Annotated in this window: 16 protein-coding genes and 1 pseudogene; 9 read left to right on the plus strand and 8 right to left on the minus strand. The window is 74.1% G+C overall.

Features of this window, described 5'->3' with window-relative positions:
* Positions 1-22 precede the first annotated feature (22 nt).
* Positions 23-1,555, minus strand: coding sequence for a hypothetical protein (locus AB0C59_RS30890; protein WP_363010444.1), 1,533 nt, complete (start codon positions 1,553-1,555; stop codon positions 23-25).
* Between the two features lie 388 nt (positions 1,556-1,943).
* Entirely contained in the window at positions 1,944-2,639 is a 696-nt protein-coding gene (locus AB0C59_RS30895) for a GntR family transcriptional regulator (RefSeq protein WP_363010446.1), read from the minus strand.
* Positions 2,640-2,813: 174 nt separating this feature from the next.
* On the opposite strand from AB0C59_RS30895, the gene AB0C59_RS30900 reads away from it, so the two are divergent.
* From AB0C59_RS30900 to AB0C59_RS30920, 5 genes and pseudogenes are all read left to right on the plus strand, one after another.
* Positions 2,814-4,136 (plus strand): MFS transporter, encoded by a 1,323-nt coding sequence (locus AB0C59_RS30900; RefSeq protein WP_363010448.1) that lies wholly within the window; start codon positions 2,814-2,816, stop codon positions 4,134-4,136.
* Between the two features lie 14 nt (positions 4,137-4,150).
* Positions 4,151-4,291 (plus strand): annotated as a pseudogene (locus tag AB0C59_RS30905) (DUF1445 domain-containing protein); the annotation flags it as partial.
* Positions 4,292-4,333: 42 nt separating this feature from the next.
* Complete coding sequence (locus AB0C59_RS30910; RefSeq protein WP_363010450.1) at positions 4,334-5,086, plus strand: 5-oxoprolinase subunit PxpA; 753 nt, start codon at positions 4,334-4,336, stop codon at positions 5,084-5,086.
* On the plus strand, positions 5,083-5,697 hold the full coding sequence (locus tag AB0C59_RS30915; protein ID WP_363010452.1) for an allophanate hydrolase subunit 1: 615 nt from the start codon (positions 5,083-5,085) through the stop codon (positions 5,695-5,697). The genes AB0C59_RS30910 and AB0C59_RS30915 overlap by 4 nt, the downstream gene beginning before the upstream one ends.
* Positions 5,697-6,599: a biotin-dependent carboxyltransferase family protein gene (locus AB0C59_RS30920; RefSeq protein WP_363010454.1), complete on the plus strand. Its 903-nt coding sequence runs from the start codon at positions 5,697-5,699 to the stop codon at positions 6,597-6,599. The genes AB0C59_RS30915 and AB0C59_RS30920 overlap by 1 nt, the downstream gene beginning before the upstream one ends.
* A 138-nt stretch (positions 6,600-6,737) precedes the next feature.
* On the opposite strand, the gene AB0C59_RS30925 is transcribed toward AB0C59_RS30920, so the two are convergent.
* The 5 genes from AB0C59_RS30925 to AB0C59_RS30945 form a co-directional block, all read right to left on the minus strand.
* Positions 6,738-7,577 carry an SGNH/GDSL hydrolase family protein gene (locus AB0C59_RS30925; protein WP_363010456.1) on the minus strand — a complete coding sequence of 280 codons (840 nt, stop codon included), beginning with the start codon at positions 7,575-7,577 and terminating at the stop codon, positions 6,738-6,740.
* On the minus strand, positions 7,574-8,767 hold the full coding sequence (locus AB0C59_RS30930) for a glycosyltransferase (protein WP_363010458.1): 1,194 nt from the start codon (positions 8,765-8,767) through the stop codon (positions 7,574-7,576). The genes AB0C59_RS30925 and AB0C59_RS30930 overlap by 4 nt, the downstream gene beginning before the upstream one ends.
* The gene (locus AB0C59_RS30935) at positions 8,764-9,927 is read right to left on the minus strand and encodes a glycosyltransferase family 1 protein (protein ID WP_363010460.1); all 1,164 of its coding nucleotides are present in this window, start codon (positions 9,925-9,927) and stop codon (positions 8,764-8,766) included. The genes AB0C59_RS30930 and AB0C59_RS30935 overlap by 4 nt, the downstream gene beginning before the upstream one ends.
* 139 nt (positions 9,928-10,066) lie before the next feature.
* Positions 10,067-11,485, minus strand: coding sequence for a HEAT repeat domain-containing protein (locus AB0C59_RS30940; protein ID WP_363010462.1), 1,419 nt, complete (start codon positions 11,483-11,485; stop codon positions 10,067-10,069).
* Positions 11,486-11,786: 301 nt separating this feature from the next.
* Positions 11,787-12,179, minus strand: coding sequence for an ankyrin repeat domain-containing protein (locus AB0C59_RS30945; protein ID WP_363010464.1), 393 nt, complete (start codon positions 12,177-12,179; stop codon positions 11,787-11,789).
* 295 nt (positions 12,180-12,474) lie between these two features.
* Between AB0C59_RS30945 and AB0C59_RS30950 the strand changes: the two genes are divergently transcribed.
* Positions 12,475-12,669 carry a hypothetical protein gene (locus tag AB0C59_RS30950; RefSeq protein WP_360975902.1) on the plus strand — a complete coding sequence of 65 codons (195 nt, stop codon included), beginning with the start codon at positions 12,475-12,477 and terminating at the stop codon, positions 12,667-12,669.
* A 37-nt stretch (positions 12,670-12,706) separates the two neighbouring features.
* On the plus strand, positions 12,707-14,260 hold the full coding sequence (locus tag AB0C59_RS30955) for a hypothetical protein (RefSeq protein WP_363010466.1): 1,554 nt from the start codon (positions 12,707-12,709) through the stop codon (positions 14,258-14,260).
* 220 nt (positions 14,261-14,480) lie between these two features.
* Here the strand turns inward: AB0C59_RS30955 and AB0C59_RS30960 are convergent, their stop codons facing one another.
* Positions 14,481-15,980: a PLP-dependent aminotransferase family protein gene (locus AB0C59_RS30960; protein WP_363010468.1), complete on the minus strand. Its 1,500-nt coding sequence runs from the start codon at positions 15,978-15,980 to the stop codon at positions 14,481-14,483.
* Positions 15,981-16,102: 122 nt separating this feature from the next.
* On the opposite strand from AB0C59_RS30960, the gene AB0C59_RS30965 reads away from it, so the two are divergent.
* Together AB0C59_RS30965 and AB0C59_RS30970 are read left to right on the plus strand one after the other, a co-directional pair.
* Positions 16,103-16,765 (plus strand): hypothetical protein, encoded by a 663-nt coding sequence (locus AB0C59_RS30965; protein WP_363010523.1) that lies wholly within the window; start codon positions 16,103-16,105, stop codon positions 16,763-16,765.
* A complete protein-coding gene (locus tag AB0C59_RS30970) occupies positions 16,762-17,529 on the plus strand; it encodes a glycerophosphodiester phosphodiesterase (RefSeq protein ID WP_363010470.1) in 768 nt (255 codons plus the stop codon). Before AB0C59_RS30965 ends, AB0C59_RS30970 begins: the two co-directional genes overlap by 4 nt.
* Positions 17,530-17,532: the final 3 nt, after the last annotated feature.

Genomic DNA, 17,532 nt, shown 5'->3' on the forward strand with positions numbered 1-17,532 from the left:
GTACAGGGGTGCTGGTGGCCGGTCATGCGGCTTCCGTCCGGTCCGCCGCCATGCCCGCCGCGTCCAGCAGGGCCGTGCCGACGATCAGATCCGCGCCGCCGAACTCGGGGTCGTCCAGTTCGATGCCGTCGTCCACGGCGAACAGCAGCTTCTCCTCGCCCTGCCGGTAGGCCGTGCCGACCGGGGGGCTGGCCGCGTGGACGGCCAGGAGGGCCACCAGGTAGGGCAGTTCGGGGTCCTGGCGGCGCGCCTCGGCGAGAAGTCCGGACAGGCGGCGCGGTGCGTCCGCCGGAAGGTCGAGCAGTCCGGTGGCGGCGGCGAGCTGCTCCTCGCTGAACCGGCTGTCGTCCGGTGTGGCGATCAGGTCGGGCTCGGGCATCTCGGCCCCGAGGTGCTCGCGCTCCACCGGGGGCGTCAGCAGCAGGTCGACCAGGTCGCCGACACGGACCGAATCGGGGGTGCGCAGGCCTGTCCCCTGGGTGAAGAACGCGTCCGTGACCCGGATGGCCTGCTCCAGCGGGAGCGGGAGCAGCGGGGCGAGGAGATGCCCGTACAGGTCCGTGCCCGACGTGGCCTGCGGGGCGGCGAACGCCTGGCGGTCCTGCTCCGCGCGGAACAGGGGTCCCGCCTCCAGGAGCCGGGACTGCAGTTGCGTGTGGCGGCGGATGCAGTCCTTGACGATGTCGACCAGTTCGGCGGCGCGCCGCTTCTGCTCGGGGTCCTCGGACTCGTCACGGGCCTTGCGGATGTTGGTGAGGATCGCGTTCTCGTGCCGGTAGCGGTCGGCGACGTGGTCGAGGGCCTCGGCGATCATGTCGGGCACGGCGCTCAGCCAGTCCACCGCGCGCACGTTGCGCCGGGTCGCCTCCAGGGCCCTGCGCAGCGACTCCGAGTACTGCACGGTCCGGTAGCGCGCCTGCTCGGCGGCGAGTTGGGCGTCGGCGAGGCGGCCGCGGCTGATCAGTACCTCTAGTTTGACCTCGGCCGCGATCTGGGCGCTGGTGACGTCCGTGTCGAGCGCGCCGACGAGGACGTTGACCGCCTCGTCGGTGGTGCGCAGATACACGCCTCCGCCGTAGCCGGGCACCTCCTCGATCAGCTTGAAGTCGTAGTCCCTGCGGACATAGGTGCCGTCCGGGGAGAAGGTGCCGTACACGGCGCGGAAGCCGCGGTCGACGCTGCCGACGTTGATCAGGTTCTCCAGGACCCAGCGGGCCACGCGCTCGTGTTCCTCGGCGGGGCGTGCGGGGGCCTGGGCGGCGATGCGGGGGGTGAGCCTCGCGACTATCTGGTCGTGGTCCGCGCCCGTGTCGAAGTCCATGTTCAGCGTGACCAGGTCGATGGCCGCGAGGGCGACTTCGGACATTCCGTACACCGAGAACTCGCCGGCCAGGTTCGCCTTGCGGGCGTCCAGGTCGTGCAGGGGTGCCGTGCAGGCGAGCGCGCGCAGCCGACGCGCCAGGCCCTCGTCGGCGGCCGGGCCCGGGGCCGGGCGCGCGGCCGGGGCCGGGCTGAGCTGGGGCGGAACGGGGTCCGTCGGGGCGGGCGAAGTCACGGTGCACAGATTAGGTCCTTGGTCCGACATCGACCCAAACGGCGGGGGGCCCTGCGGGGGCGTGGGCGTTTTGCGCAGTTCCCCGCGCCCCTGATGGGGGTGTTCCGGCGCGTTGTCGGCTGCGGGCACGTGGTGGGTTTTGCGCAGTTCCCCGCGCCCCTGGCCGGGCGCTTCTTCCTGTGCGTCGTCGACTGCCGGTGCGTCGTGGTCTTCGCGCAGTTCCCCGCGCCCCTGGTCGGGGTGCTCCGGCGCGTTGTCGGCTGCGGGCACGTGGTGGGTTTTGCGTAGTTCCCCGCGCCCCTGGCCGGGCGCTTCTTCCTGTGCGTCGTCGACTGCGGGTGCGTCGTGGGGTTTGCGCCGTTTCCCGCGCCCCTGGTCGGCCGGTGGCTCAGGGCTCGGGGTTCACTCGGCGGTGGTAGACCTCCACCATGCGGGTCAGGGAGTCGTGGAGGTAGGCCTCCAGGAGGGTTTCGGCCCGGGGGCGGTCGCCGGTGCGCAGGGCCGCCAGGATCTGCTGATTCCGGGTGAGATACGGCTCGTGGAGCGCGCGGGGGTCGTCCACCACGTGGAAGGCCAGGCGCAGCTCGGCGAAGACACTGCGCATCAGCTCGTCGGTGCGTTCGCTGCCCGCCAGCGCCACCAGTTCCCGGTGGAAGTGGATGTTGGCTGTGCCCAGGCCGTTCCAGTCGCCGTCCCGCACCGCGCGGCGGCCCTCCTCGACGGCCTCGGTCATGCGGTCCAGGGCGTAGGGCGGGTCTCCCAGGCCGCGCACCACGGCGCGTTCGACCAGGCCGCGGGTGCGGTAGATGTCCTGGACGTCCTCGACCGTCAGCACCCGGACGAAGACTCCGCGGTTCAGCTCGTGAACCAGGAGCCTCTCGTGGGTGAGCAGGCGGAACGCCTCGCGCAGGGTGTTGCGCGAGACACCGAGCGCCCCGCCGATGCCGTCCTCCGAGAGCCGGGTGCCGGGGGCGAAGTAGCCCTCGGCGATACGACTCCTGAGGATGTCCGAGACCCGTTCCGCGGTGCTGGTGCGTCCCAGCAGGGCGCGGTCCGAGGCCAGTCCCGTCAGCTGCTCCGTCATGCCGGAATTCAAGCGCAAGGACAGGAACGGGACAACACGAGTCCACACGGCTATTGAAGAATCGTTCAACAATCCTCTACGGTGCTCTGCACGGCGCCCACCGTGTTCCGCTCCGGGCGCCGCGACCGACGGCTCGTCCCCCAAGCACCCTCCGTCCCCCCTTGCGAGGTGCCCGTGAGCACGACTCCGCCCCCCTCCCGGTCCCTGACCTCCGACACCCCTCCCGAAGCGGACGAACACATCGCCGACGACGGCCCGTTCGGCTGGCTGCGCGCGCTCGGCCCGCAGGGCCGCCGGGCCTTCGCCGGCGCGTTCGGCGGCTACGCCCTCGACTCGTACGACTACTTCACGCTGCCGCTGAGCATGGTCGCCCTGGCGGCGTACTTCGGTCTCGACAGCGGCCAGACCGGACTGTTCACGACGGTCACCCTGGTGGTCTCGGCGGTCGGCGGCGCCATCGGCGGGGTGCTGGCCGACCGCATCGGACGGGTCAGAGCCCTGATGATCACCGTGGTGACCTACGCCGTGTTCACGGTCGCCTGCGGTTTCGCGCCCACCTACGAGTGGCTGCTCGTCTTCCGCGCCCTCCAGGGCCTCGGTTTCGGCGGGGAGTGGGCGGTCGGCGCGGTCCTGGTCGCCGAGTACGCGAACAGCAGGAACCGGGGCCGTACCCTCGGGGCGGTCCAGAGCTCCTGGGCCGTCGGCTGGGCGCTGGCCGCCGTCGCCTACACCCTGGTTTTCTCCTTCCTCGGCGACGATCTGGCCTGGCGCGTGATGTTCTGGACGGGAGCGCTCCCCGCGCTGCTGGTGATCTGGATGCGCCGCCGGGTGCACGACGCGCCGCAGGCGGCCGCCCGACGCGAACAGAGCGCGCGCAAGGGGTCGTTCGCGGAGATCTTCACGCGGGGCACGGCCGAGACGCCCGGTCTGCTGCGCACCACGGTGTTCGCGAGCCTGCTGTCCACCGGAGTGCAGGGCGGCTACTACACGCTGGCGACCTGGGTGCCGACCTATCTCAAGACCGAGCGCGGCCTGTCCGTCGTCGGCACCGGCGCCTATCTGACGCTCCTCATCTCCGGCGCCTTCCTCGGCTACCTGGCGGGCGGCCACCTCACGGACGCGCTCGGACGCAAGCGGACCATCTGGCTGTTCGCCCTGCTGTCGGCGATCTGCGTCCTGACGTACGCGAACATCCCCAGCGGCGCCGACACCCTTCTCCTGGTGCTCGGATTCCCGCTCGGCTTCTGCATGTCCGCGATCTTCAGCGGCTTCGGGTCCTATCTGAGCGAGCTGTACCCGGCCGCCGTGCGCGCCACGGGGCAGGGGTTCACCTACAACACCGGCCGCGCCGTGGGCGCCGTCTTCCCCACCCTCGTGGGCTTCCTCGCCGACGGCTGGGGCGTGGGCGGCGCGCTGGTGTTCGGTGCCGTCGGGTACGCCCTCGCGGCCCTCGCGCTGCTGGGCCTGCCGGAGACGCGCGGGACGGAGCTGCGGTGAGGGTGGACCGGGCGGACGACATCCCGGTGTTCTGGGCCTGCGGTGTGACCCCGCAGGCCGCGGTGATGGCCTCACGCCCGCCGTTCGCCCGCACCCACGCACCGGGGCAGATGTTCATCACCGACGCGCGCGACGAGCAGTACCGCGTCGCCTGACGTCGTCCATCGCACGCGGCATGTGGCCGCAGGGGAGAGACCATGATCGATCTGAACGCCGACCTGGGCGAGGGCTTCGGCCGGTGGCGGCTCACCGACGACGAGCAGCTGCTGTCCGTCGTCACGAGCGCCAACGTGGCCTGCGGCTTCCACGCCGGGGACCCGGCCACCATGCGCCGCGTGTGCGAGCTGGCGGCCGAACGGGGCGTACGGATCGGCGCCCAGGTCTCCTACCGGGACCTGGCCGGGTTCGGGCGGCGCGCGATGGACGTGCCGTCCGGCGAGCTGGCCGCCGAGGTCGCCTACCAGATCGGGGCGCTGGAGGTCTTCGCCCGTGCGGCGGGCTCCCGTGTGTCGTACGTCAAGCCGCACGGCGCGCTCTACAACCGGGTGGTGGGTGACGCGCGTCAGGCCGAGGCGGTCGTGGACGGTGTGCTGCTCGCGGACGCCGGACTGCCCGTGCTCGGGCTGCCCGGATCACGGTTCCTGGAGGTGGCGGCCAAGGCCGGACTCCCGGTCGTCACCGAGGCGTTCGCGGACCGGGCGTACACCGAGGAGGGCACCCTCGTGCCGCGCGGCCAGGACGGCGCCGTGGTCACCGACCCCGACGCCGTGGTGGAGCGGTCGGTGGACCTCGCCCGCCTCGGGGTCGTCAGCGCGCTCGGCGGGCGCGACATCCCCGTACGCGCGCGATCTCTGTGCCTGCACGGCGACACACCCGGCGCGGTGGATCTGGCCCGCCGGGTGCGCGCCGAGCTGGAGACGTGCGGCGTCCGGGTGGAGCCCTTCGCATGAGGGCGCTGCCGGTCGGGGACGACGCCCTGCTCCTGGAGGTGTCCTCGGGCGAGGAGGCCGAGGCCCTGCACGCCGAACTGCTGCGGCGCAGGGGCGCCGGGGAGCTGGCGGTGCGCGAGATCGTGCCGGCGGCCCGTACCGTGCTGCTCGCCGGGCTGGCCGAGCCGGCACGGTTCGCGGCGCGGCTCACCGGCTGGGAGATCCCGCCGGTCGCGGCGCGCGCCGGGGAGCCGGTCGAGATCCCCGTACGGTACGACGGGCCCGACGTGGCGGAGGTGGCCGCCCTGTGGGACGTCGCGCCGCGGGAGGTCGGGCGGATCCACGCGGCGGTCGAGTTCCGGGTGGCCTTCTGCGGGTTCGCGCCCGGCTTCGGCTATCTGACCGGGCTGCCCGACCGGTATCGGGTGCCCCGCCGGGCGACCCCGCGCACCGCCGTCCCGGCCGGGGCCGTGGGCCTCGCGGGCCCCTACACGGGCGTCTACCCGCGCTCGTCGCCGGGCGGCTGGCAGCTCGTCGGCACCACCGACGCGGTGCTGTGGGACCCCACGCGCGTCCCGGCCGCGCTGCTCGCACCGGGCGCCCGGGTCCGCTTCGTGCCGGTGGAGGTCTGATGGCGGACCGGGCGCTGTGCGTCGTACGGGCGGGGGCGCTGACCACGGTGCAGGACCTCGGGCGGCCCGGCCATGCCCATCTGGGGGTGCCGAGGTCCGGGGCGCTGGACATGCCGGCGGCGGCCCTGGTCAACCGGCTGGTCGGGAACCCGCCCGGGGCGGCCGTCCTGGAGACCACGCTCGACGGGTGTGCCGTGCGGCCCCGCCACGAGGTGACCGTCGTGGTGGGCGGGGCGCCCTGCGCGGTCACGGTCGACGGCCGCCCCGCCGCCTGGGGTGCGCCGGTACGGGTACCGGGCGGCGCGCTCCTCGATGTCGGGCGCGCGCGAGGGGGGGTACGCGGCTACGTCGGCGTGGCGGGCGGGGTGGCCGTCGAACCGGTGCTGGGGAGCCGGTCCACGGATCTGCTGTCCGGGCTGGGGCCGGCGCCGCTGGCGACCGGTGACGTGCTGCCGCTCGGCGAACCGGCGCGGGGTGGCCGGGCGGGTGCGGGCGTGGACGCCGCCGCGTGGGTGGCACCGCCCGCAGAACTGGTGCTGCGGGTGACGCTCGGGCCGCGGCACGACTGGTTCACGGCGGAGTCGGTCCGGACGTTCCTCACGCGCGCGTACCGGGTGTCGTCCGCGAGCAACCGGGTCGGGCTGCGCACCGAGGGGCCGGCCCTGGTGCGGGCCCCGGCGCTGCGGCGGGAACTGCCCAGCGAGGGGATGGTGTCGGGGGCGGTGCAGGTGCCGCCGGACGGCAGGCCGGTGGTGTTCCTCGCCGACCATCCGACCACCGGGGGGTATCCGGTGGTGGGGGTCGTGCGGGGTGCGGATCTCGCGGCGGCCGGGCAGGCCGCCCCGGGGACGGTGGTGCGGTTCGTGGGCGTGCGGCGGCGGGGCGGGTGGGTGACGGTGTGACGGGTACGGCGCGGGAGCGTGGTCGGCTCTCCCGCCCCACGAGGAGTCGGGGGCCGACCGGCCGGAACCCCGCGCCCTCGTCGACCCCTGGTGGGCCCCGCTCCTGTCCGCTCGGGGGTCGGGGCCGCGCTCCAGGGGTCAGGCGGGGTCCGGTCGGTCGGCCGGGGTCAGGGCCGCCAGGGCCGCCGTCACCGCGTGGGACGCCGTCAGGTCCAGGCGGGCGCTCGTGCCGCGGGCCTTGTGGCGCACCTCGGAGGCGGCCAGGGTGAGAAGTTGCGGGAGCAGGTCGGTGCAGCGCCTCGCCACCCAGCCCGTGCCCGCCGTGGCCAGCCACCACAGGCTCGCCGAGCGGGTGGGCGGGGCGAACTCGGGATCCGCCGACGGCGCGGTGCCCGTGGCCAGGCCCTTCCGAGCGAGCAGTTCATGGAAGTGCAGGGCGAGTTGGCGGTGTCCGCGCTCCCCCGGGTGCAGCCGGTCCGCGCTCCACATGGCGCGGTCGGTGACCCAGCCGCCCTCCGCCGCGTGCAGATGCACCGCCCCGTACCGTTCGGACAGCGCGTGCACGACCGTGTTCACCGCCCGCTGGCGCCGGGCCAGCGGGCGTGCCAGGGATCCGGGCAGCCGGAGCATCGAGCCCGGGTCGGGCAGACAGGCCGTCAGCAGGACGGCGCCCTGGGCCCGGAAGGCCGCGTACACCTGGTCCAGTCGGGCGGCGACGGCGTGGATGTCGAAGGTGCAGCGCAGGGTGTCGTTGACGCCGATGACGACGGAGACGAGGTCCGGGGTCAGCTCCAGCGCCGCCGGAGTCTGCCGTTCCAGGACGTCCCGGGTCTGGGCCCCGCTGACGGCCAGGTTGGTGAACCGGGCCGGGAGGCCTTCGGCGAGCAGCGCGGCCCAGCCCCGCCAGGTGTCCCCGACCGGGTCGCCCACGCCTTCCGTCAGGGAGTCGCCGAGCGCCACGAACCGCGGGGGTGTCATGCCACGCCCTCCCGGGCGGTGTGCCGGACGTGGAGCGCGCCGGACGGCTGGGCGTCGTGGGCCGCGAGGAAGGCGTCCACGGCGGTCCGCCAGCCGAAGCACTCGGCACGCGCGCGTGCCGCGGCCCGGCGGTCGGCCTCCGGACGCTCCATGAGCCCTTCGATGGCGTCGGCGAAGGCGCCGCCCGTGTTGACGGCGGTCGCACCGGCCGACCCGATGACCTCGGGCAGCGCGGACAGGGCGCTGGCCACCACGGGGGTGCCGCAAGCCATCGCCTCCAGGGCGGCCAGCCCGAACGTCTCGGCGGGGCCCGGGGCCAGGCAGACGTCCGCGGAGGCCTGGAGGGAGCCGAGCAGGTCGCGGTCGCCCACGTGGCCGAGGAAGGTGACCGGCAGGCCCCGCTCCCGGGCCCGTTGTTCGAGCCTGACGCGCAGCGGGCCGTCCCCGGCGACGACCAGCACCACGCGCCGCCCGCGCCGCCGCAGCGCCTCCAGGGCGTCCAGAGCCGTGCCTGGGCGCTTCTCCACCGACAGCCGCGAGCACATCACCAGCAGCGTCTCGTCGGCGCGCGCGTAGCCCGCGCGCAGGCCGGCGCCCCGCAGTGCGGGGGTGCGCTGCTCCAGGTCGACGCCGAGCGGGGCCCGGACGACGTTGCGGGCCCCGATCCGCACGAACTCGCGCTCGGCGAACTCGGTGGTGCACACCACGCGTGCGTAGGTGTGCGCGGTGCGGGTGTTGAGGGCGTCGGCCGCGCGACGGGAGACGTTCTCCGACAGGCCCCAGGTGCGCAGCACGCCGTCGGCGGTCTCGTGGGAGACCATCACGGCGGGGACGCGGGCGCGCCGCGCCCACTTCCCGGTCCAGCGCAGCGTCGTGCGGTCGGAGACCTCGAGCCGGTCGGGGTCCAGGTCCTCCAGGAGGGCGGCGACGCGCCGCTTGTCCGTGAGGACCCGGTATCCGCCGGTGCCGGGCAGCAGCGGGCCGGGCAGGGTGATGACCCGGCCCTGCTCGGTCTCCTGGTCGGTGTGGCGCTCGCCGGGGATGACGAGGACGGGCTCGTGCCCTGCCTCCTTGAAGCCCTTGCCCAGTTCGCGCAGGGCGGTGCGCAGACCGCCGGAGGCGGGGGCCACGAAGTTGGCGAGCCGGACGATCCGCAGACCGCGGCCGACGCGTTCGGTCGCGAAGCTCATGCGGCCACCGCCGTCCGGCGCTCGGCGAGCACGTCCGTGTAGTGGTCGATGAGCTGGTCGCCCACGGCGGACCAGGTGCGGCCCTCGACCGTGGTGCGCGCGGTGATCCCGTACATGATCCGCCGGTCGGGGTCGGCCGCCAGCGAGGCGACCGCGTCCCGTACCGCGTCGGCGTCGCCCGGCGGCACGAGCAGTCCGGTGCGGCCGTGGTCCACCAGGTCAAGGGGGCCGCCCGCCGCGGGTGCCACGACCGCCACCCCGCTCGCCATGGCCTCCTGCACGGTCTGGCAGAACGTCTCGAACGGGCCGGTGTGGGCGAAGACGTCCAGCGAGGCGAAGATCCGGGCGAGTTCGTCGCCGGTGCGGCGGCCCAGGAAGACGGCGCCGGGCAGGGCGGCCCTCAGCGCCGGCTTGCTCGGCCCGTCGCCGACCACGACGACGCGCACGCCGTCCAGGCCGCAGACGCCGGCGAGCAGTTCGACGTGCTTCTCGGGGGCGAGGCGGCCCACGTAGCCGACGATCAGTTCACCGTTCGGGGCGAGTTCGCGGCGCATCGCCTCGTCGCGCAGGTCGGGGCGGAAGCGGACCGTGTCGACGCCGCGCCGCCACAGCCGGACCCGGGGCACACCGTGTGCCTCCAGGTCCCGCTGGGCCGCGCTGGAGGGCGCGAGGGTGCGGTCGGCGGCGGCGTGCACGGAGCGGATGCGCCGCCAGGCGGCGGCCTCGCCGGCGCCCATGTAGGTGCGGGCGTATCCCGCGAGGTCGGTCTGGTAGATGGCGACGGCCGGGATGCCCAGTCGGGAGGCGGCGGCCATGCCGCGGACGCCGAGGACGAAGGGGCTGGCCAGGTGCACGATGTCCGCGCGGTGTTCGGTGATGGCGGCGGCGACGCGTCGGCTGGGGAGGGCGACGCGGACCTGGGGGTAGCCGGGGAGCGGGAGGGAGGGGACGTGGACGACGGGGCACGTGGCCAGGGCTTCGGGCCCGCCGGTCATGGCGCCGGCTGCCCGCTCGGGCGAGGCCTGGGACCGGGGAGTGGCCGGGGCGACGACGAGGGGAGCGTGACCGCGTTCGACGAGGTGCCGGGCGGTCTGAAGCGCGCAGTGGGCCACGCCGTTCACATCGGGGGGAAAGGATTCGGTCACGATGACGACACGCATACCCGTGTTCTCGCCGTGCCGGACGTGGCCGCGTCAACTTCGATCTTTCCGGCCGGGGAACGTCCCATGAGCGTTGGGCTGCACGGCCCGGCAGGTCAGCCCGTGTCCATACCCGCCCGCCCTCCGGGCCACCGAACGTTCACGCCGTCGCCGCGTCCGGCCCGATCCGGCTGCGGACGGCGGTCTGCACCTCGTCCTCCTCGGCCGGATCCATCGCGAGGCGGCGCAGCCGCTCCACGACGCGCGCGTCCCCGGTCTCGGCGTGCCGTGCCGCGACCTCGCGGGTGGACTCCTCGCAGTCCCAGAGGCACTCGACGGCGAATCCGGTGGGGAAGGAGGGGTCGGTCGAGGCCAGGGCGCGGGCGGCGCGGCCGCGCAGATGGGACGAGGCGGTCTCCCGGTAGATGTGGCGCAGTACCGGCGCGGCACAGGCGATGCCGAGGCGTCCGGTGCCGTCGACCAGGGTCCACAGGGTGGGGGCGTCGGGTCCCTCGCCGCGCACGGCTTCGCGCAGCGCCGCGAGCACCAGGTCGCGGTCCTGCGCGCCGCCCCGGCAGGCGAGGACCCGTCCGGCCGCGGCGCCCAGGGCGTCGGGCCGGTGCGCCCAGCCGCGGGCGCGGTCGACGGCGGCGACGGAGCGCATGCGTTCGAAGGCGTCCACGGCCGCGTCGACGGCGAGCGCGGACCCGTCGGCCAGGGTCGCCTCGATGAGGTCGAGGGCCTGCGGGTCGTCGGTGTCGGCGAGATAGCGCAGCGCCGTGCAGCGGGCGCCGTCGCCACCCGAGCGGGCGGCCTCGACGATCTCCGGCCGGTCCTCGGGGCCTGCCACCGCGACGAGGCAGCGGGCGGCGGGGACATGCAGCATGGCGCCGCGGTCGAGGCCCTGCTGGGCCCAGTCGAAGACGGACTTGACGCTCCAGCCCGGGCGGGGGCCCGGCGGGCGCAGTTGCCGCTGCCACCGGTCGAAGGAGCCGGCCTCCCGGGCGGCACGCACGCGCCCGGCGATGGACTCGCGCGGGTCCTCGGCCCACAGCCGCCACGGGCGCGGCTCGAAGGCGTCCCGCACGGCGGCGGCCAGCTCGGCCTCTCCCTCGGCGTCGGCCGGGAAGCGGGCGAGCACGGGGGCGGCGAGCGCGCGCAGCCCCGCGTCGTCGTCCCGCAGCGCCAGCTCGTCCAGGGCCCAGGCCCAGTTGCTGCCCGAGGCGGCGTACCTGCGCAGCAGGTCGAGGGCATCGCGCCTGCCATAGGAGGCGAGATGGCCGAGGACGGCGAGGGCGAGGCCCGTGCGGCAGTCCTCGGTGTCGAGGATGTCCTCGGCGCTGAAGAGGTGCGCCTCGATGGCGTCGAGTCCGCCGTCCAGGTCGAGGTAAAGACGGGCGTAGTAGAGCGAGCGGTTCTCGACCTGCCAGTCGCGGCGGGGGTCGCCGAGGACGCAGTGGTCGAGAGCCGCGAGCGCCTCGGCGCGCGGTGCGGTGAGCGCGTGCAGCGTGCCGTCGCCGCGCCCCCGCTGGAGGAGGCCCAGCAGGGTGCCGCTGGGCGCTATGACCGGTTCGAACATGGGAAAATGCCTCACATCAAGCGTCGACGCGACCGGGAACCACCCACTACCTGGCCGTGTGACAACACGTCGGAGCGCCCGCCGTCTCGTGCTTGCTGTAGACCATCTTCCTCTGCCTCTCGTCGGTGGCCCATGCGGACCGCGTCACGGCCCGCGTGGCGCGGCAACACCTGCCCAGCCATCGCGTCCGTGAATCACGACGTCATGATGACTCGGGCTCTCGCGCTGCCGCGACCATATTTCGGGCGGCCCCGTACCGCCTCCCCCGTTTTCGTTGTTCGTACTGGTCAGAACATGTGGATCACTGCACGCCGAACAGTTCGAGCAGATCCTTCCTATCGAACATCCGTGCGGTGTCGACGGCCGAGGGGGTGCCCGCGGAGGGGTCGGCCCCGCCGTCGAGGAGCACCCGGATGACCTCGGTCTCCCCCTTGAAGGCAGCCCCCGCGAGCGGGGTCTGGCCTCGGTCGTTGATCCGGTCGGCGTCACCGCCGCGCTCCAGCAGGGCCCGCACCGTGCCCGCGTGCCCGTGATAGGCGGCGAGCATCACCAGGGAGTCGCCCCGGTCGTTGGTGAGGTTGGCCGGAACACCCGCGTCCACGTAGGCCACGAGCGCCTCGGTCTCGCCGCGGCGCGCAAGATCGAAGATCTTGGTCGCCAGCTCCACGACCTCGGGGTCGGGGGCTTCGCTCATCGGCCGGACCGCCTCTCACTACTCCTGCTGGGGACGCACCCCGGTGGCGAGCGGTGCCGCCGTACGGGTGAATCGCCAGCGTACTGGCTTCGACACCCCCCGAAGCGAACCACACCGGGCAAAGATCGCCACAGGACCAGTTCGACGCCCCGGGCCCGCTCACGGAAGCAGGACCACTCGACCGGATGGGCGAAATCTCAACAATTTCACCCAGTTGCACCTTTTATCGTATGGATACATTCTGTGAATCTGGAAGAACTCATGGTGACCGCCCCCACGAACCAGGAGAGAGCCCATGATTCTGAACATTTCGAGCGTCGTCCTGCTCGGCACCTGCGTCTTCCTGTTCTGCCGCAAGGACGGGCTCAAGGGCCACCATGCCACCGTCTGCGGCCTCTTCGGGTTCTACCTTTCGAGCACGGCCATCGCCCCCAGCATCAAGGCGGGTGGCCAGAGTCTCGCGGGGCTCCTCAGCGGGCTCAACTTCTGACCCCGCTCCCGACCGCACGCACACCCTGGAGATCGACGTGGCCCGGCGCCCACTCCCCCGCATCCTGAGCACCGGCGGCGCGCAGATCGCCCGCAGCCGGGATCTGGCCCGGACGGCGGCCGGCGGCGCCACCGACATCCTCCACCCGCTGATCGCCCTCACACGGGGACTGCGCCGGCTGGCGGGGGCGGGGCGGCGTAAATGGGCGGACACACCGAAGGACCGGCGGGGTCCGCTGTTCTTCCTGGTCGCCTCGGTGATCCTGGTCGTGGCACTGGTGCCGTACGGGCCGCTGCTCGCCGCCGTCGCGCTGATGGCGGCGGCGGCCTGGCACGGGCGCGAGCACACCGCGGCGGCACCCAAGGGCCCCAGCGACGAGCAGACTAAGCGGCTGCAGTCGCTGTACGAGGCCCTGGTGCCGTACTTCTCGGCCACCGAGGATCCGGCCCCGCTGTACGCGCACGGCGGGGACTGGGGCGAGGCGTTCCCCTCGTACGACTTCGACGACTCGGGCCGCGTCTCGCGCCTGCGGATCCGCTACCCCGCGTACTTCAGGGACGGCGAGGCCGAGTCCCGCTCGCGGATCGAACGGCTCCTGCACGCCAAGTCCGGCCGGGGCCGCGAGTACCACTTCCGGTGGGACGAGGAGGGCAACGAGCTGGCGGTGACGGTGCTGCCGCCGCTGCCCACCGACATCGCGGCGCAGCGCTTCGTGACCGCGCCGGGCGAGACCGTGCTCGGCTTCACCGACCCGACCGGTGTCCAGCGCACCCTTCCCCTCACCGACGGGGAGGAGCAGCGCGACGTCCCTCCGGTGGTCTGGCGGACGGGCGCCCGCTCCACCGAACCGCATCTGCTGATCGTCGGTGGCCCCGGCAGCGGGACGACGACGCTGGTGCGGTCGATCGCACTGCAGGCGCTGCGGCAGGGGGACGTCCTGATCGTCGAGGGCGGCGGCACAGGCGAGTACGCCTGCCTGACCGGGCGGCACGGGGTGCTGGCCGTGGAGTCGGGGCTCGCCGGGGCCGTGGCCAGCCTGGAGTGGGCGACCAACGAGACGGAGCGGCGGCTGATCGCGGCGAACCGTGCGCGGCAGGCCGGCCAGTCGGCGCCGGACGACATCAGGCGCCCCCTGTGGATCCTGCTGGACCGGCCGACCGCGCTCGGCCATCTCGCGGTGACCGCCGGGCGGGTGGATCCGCAGACGCTGCTCGAGGTGCCCCTGCGGCACGGGCGGGCGGCGAACGTCACGGTCGTCGTCGCCGAGCAGTTCGACGGGCTTGACGGCGTGTCGGAGGCGGTACGCCGGTACACGCGCGCCCGTGTCGCGCTCGGGCCCGCGTCCGCGGAGGAGCTGGAAGCCGTGCTCGGGGTGCCGCCGCACACGACGCCGACCAGCGAGGTGCCGCCGGGGCGCGGGTACGCGCGGCTGGGGTCGGGGCCCGTGCACCGGCTCCAGGTGCCGGCCACGCCGGATCCCTACGACGACTCGACGAGTGAGCCGCATCGGCGGGCGGTGCTGGGGTTGCTGCCGCGGGGCAGCGGGGTGGGTGGGGGGGTGGCTGTGGAGCAGATGGTGGCGGAGGGGTGAGGGGTGGCGCCGCCGGTGGTGGGGGTTTGCGCAGTTCCCCGCGCCCCTGGATGGGCGGCGACGGTGCGTTGTCGGGTGCGGGTCGGGGATGGGTTTTGCGCAGTTCCCCGCGCCCCTGGGTGACGCGACGGTGCGTTGTCGGGTGCGGGTCCGTGGCCCCGATTCGCGCGGTTCCCCGCGCCCCTGGTGGGGGGCGGGGACCCGTGCTCCTGGGTGGGGGTCAGGCTACGAAGGTGCGGGGGGACTCCGTTGAGGCGGTGGCGCCTGTGGTCACCAGGTGGGCTGCCGCGGCGAGGCGGGTCGCCGCCTCGTCCGCGACCGCTCCGCCGACCGTGAACGGCAGCCGGACGTACCCCTCGAACGCGCCGTCCACCCCGAACCTCGGCCCTGACGGCACCCGGACCCCGACGCGCTCCCCCGCCTCGGCCAGCCGGGAACCGGACAGTCCGCCCGCGCGCACCCACAGGGTGAGGCCGCCGCGCGGCACCGTGAACTCCCAGGTGGGCAGCTCCCGGCGCACCGCGGCGACCAGGGCGTCCCGGTTCTCGCGGGCCTGCTCGCGCCGCAGCTCCACCGCCTGCTCCCAGCCGCCGGTGCTCAGCAGCCAGTTCACGGCCAGCTGCTCCACCACGGGCGTACCCAGGTCGGCGTAGGCGCGGGCCGCGACCAGGCTGCGGATCACGTCGGGCGCGGCCCGGACCCAGCCGATCCGCATGCCCGCCCAGAACGCCTTGCTCGCCGACCCCACGGTGATCACGGTCGAGCCCGCCGGGTCGAATCCGCACACCGGCCGCGGCATGTCCAGGCCGTCCTCCAGGTGCAGCTCGCTCATGGTCTCGTCGACCACCAGGACGGTCCCGGCGGAGCGGGCGGCCTCCACCAGGCGGCGCCGCTGGTCCTCGTCGGCCAGCGCGCCCGTCGGGTTGTGGAAGTCGGCCACCACATAGGCGAGCCGCGGCGCGGCGTCCCGCAGGACCTGGCGCCAGCGCTCCATGTCCCAGCCGCCGAGCCCCTCGGACATGGCCACCGGGACCAGCCGCGCTCCCGCCTCCCGCATCAGCTGGAGGATGTTGGCGTAGGACGGCGACTCCACGGCGATGCGTTCGCCGCGCGGGGCGAAGAGATGACAGATCGCGTCGATGGCACCCATGGCACCGGTGGTCACCATGATCTGCTCGGGCATGGTCGGGATGCCGCGGGCCGTGTAGCGGTCGGCGAGGGTGGCGCGCAGCGCGGGCAGTCCGGCCGGGTAGTCGCCGTGCGTGTGGGCGTACGGCGGCAGCTCCTCCAGGGCGCCCTGCACCGCGCGGGTGAGCCAGGGCTCGGGGGCGGGAAGCGCCGCGCACCCCAGGTCGATCACCGAGCCCAGCGCCTCGGGCGGAAGGGGTTCGAGCCCGCGCGCCGGCAGCGGGTTCCCGGCCGGGACGGCGGTCCAGCTGCCCGCTCCCCGCCGGGACTCCAGGAAGCCCTCGGCACGCAGCGCCTCGTACGCCGCGGCGACCGTCGTCCGGCTCACGGACAGGGCGAGCGCCAGCTCCCGCTCCGCGGGCAGCCGGGCCGCGACCGGCACCCGGCCCTCGAGGACGAGCAGCCGGACGCCGTCGGCGAGCGCGCGGTAGGCGGCCGGGCGGCGCGCGCCGGGGCCGGCGGGCCGGTCCTGCTGGGAGGTGAGCAGACGGGCGAGCTGCGCCGCCCCTACCGCCGAGGTCCACTGCGCCATGGATTCCAGTCCACCTTCCCCGAATTGGCCATGGATGGCTTCTCTTTCCCCGCCACAGAGTGTCATGCAGCAGTCCACTTCCACCACTGGGGGGTCACTTCATGTCTGCCGGCTTGTCCATCTTGTCCCCGCGAGGCCGTCCGAGCCGTCTGGGGCGGCGACTGTTCCAGCTCTACGCCGGCCTCGCGCTGTACGGGGCCAGTTCCGCGCTCCTGGTCCAGGCCGGGCTCGGGCTCGACCCCTGGAACGTCCTGCACCAGGGCCTGTCGAAGGTCACCGGCCTCAACATGGGGCTGGTGCTGACGCTCGTCGGCGCCGCCGTCCTGCTGCTGTGGGTGCCGCTGCGCCAGCGCCCCGGACTCGGGACCGTCTCGAACGTGCTGGTGATCGGGTTCGCCATGGACGCGGTCCTCACCCTGCTGCCCGATGTGCGGGCCCTGGCGGTGCGCGTCCCGCTGCTCCTGCTGGGCGTCGTGCTCAACGGCGCGGCCACCGGTCTCTACATCGCCGCCGACCTCGGTCCCGGGCCGCGCGACGGCCTGATGACCGGACTCCACCGGCGCACGGGCCGCTCGATCCGGGTGATGCGTACGGCGGTGGAGGTCACCGTCATGGCCACCGGCCTCCTGCTCGGGGGCACGGTCGGAGTCGGCACCGTGCTGTACGCGCTGTCCATCGGGCCGCTCGCCCAGTTCTTCCTGCGGGTGTTCGCCGTGCCGTCGGCATCGCCCCGCAGCACGATCGTTGCCGCGGGGCAACCGGAAGAGGCGATACTGCCCGGGTGACCCACGCGATACGCCATCCCTACCTCGACCACCCCGGCCCGATCGCCTTCGCCCACCGCGGCGGGGACGCGGACGGACTGGAGAACACCCTGGCCCAGTTCCGGCGCGCCGCCGCCGCGGGCTACCGCTACATCGAGACGGACGTCCACACCACGGCCGACGGCAGGCTGGTGGCGTTCCACGACTCCACCCTGGACCGGGTCTCGGACGGGGCCGGGCGCATCCGGGACCTGCCGTGGTCGGTCGTGCGGCAGGCGCGCGTGGCGGGCAGCGAGCCCGTGCCGCTGTTCGAGGAGCTGCTCGACGAGCTGCCCGAGGTCCGCTGGAACGTGGACGCCAAGGCCGAGCCGGCGCTGCTCCCCCTACTGGAGATCATCGAGCGCAGGAACGCCTGGGACCGGGTCTGCGTCGGATCCTTCTCGGAGGCCCGCCTCGCGCGTGCCCAGCGCATGGCCGGGCCGCGCCTGGCGACGTCGTACGGCACCGGCGGCGTCCTGGGGCTGCGGCTGCGCTCCTGGGGCGTCCCGGTGGCGCTGCGCCGCTCGGCCGTCGCCGCGCAGGTCCCCGAGTCCCAGTCGGGTGTCCCGGTGGTCGACCGGCGCTTCGTGCGCACCGCGCACGCCCTTGGCCTGCAGGTACACGTGTGGACGGTCAACGAAGTTGACCGTATGCACAGGCTCCTGGACCTGGGCGTGGATGGCATCATGACCGACCACATCGACACATTGCGCAAGGTCCTCGAGGAACGAGGCACCTGGGTCTGAACG

The organism is Streptomyces sp. NPDC048664 (genome assembly GCF_040650555.1).
Classification (GTDB): Bacteria; Actinomycetota; Actinomycetes; order Streptomycetales; family Streptomycetaceae; genus Streptomyces.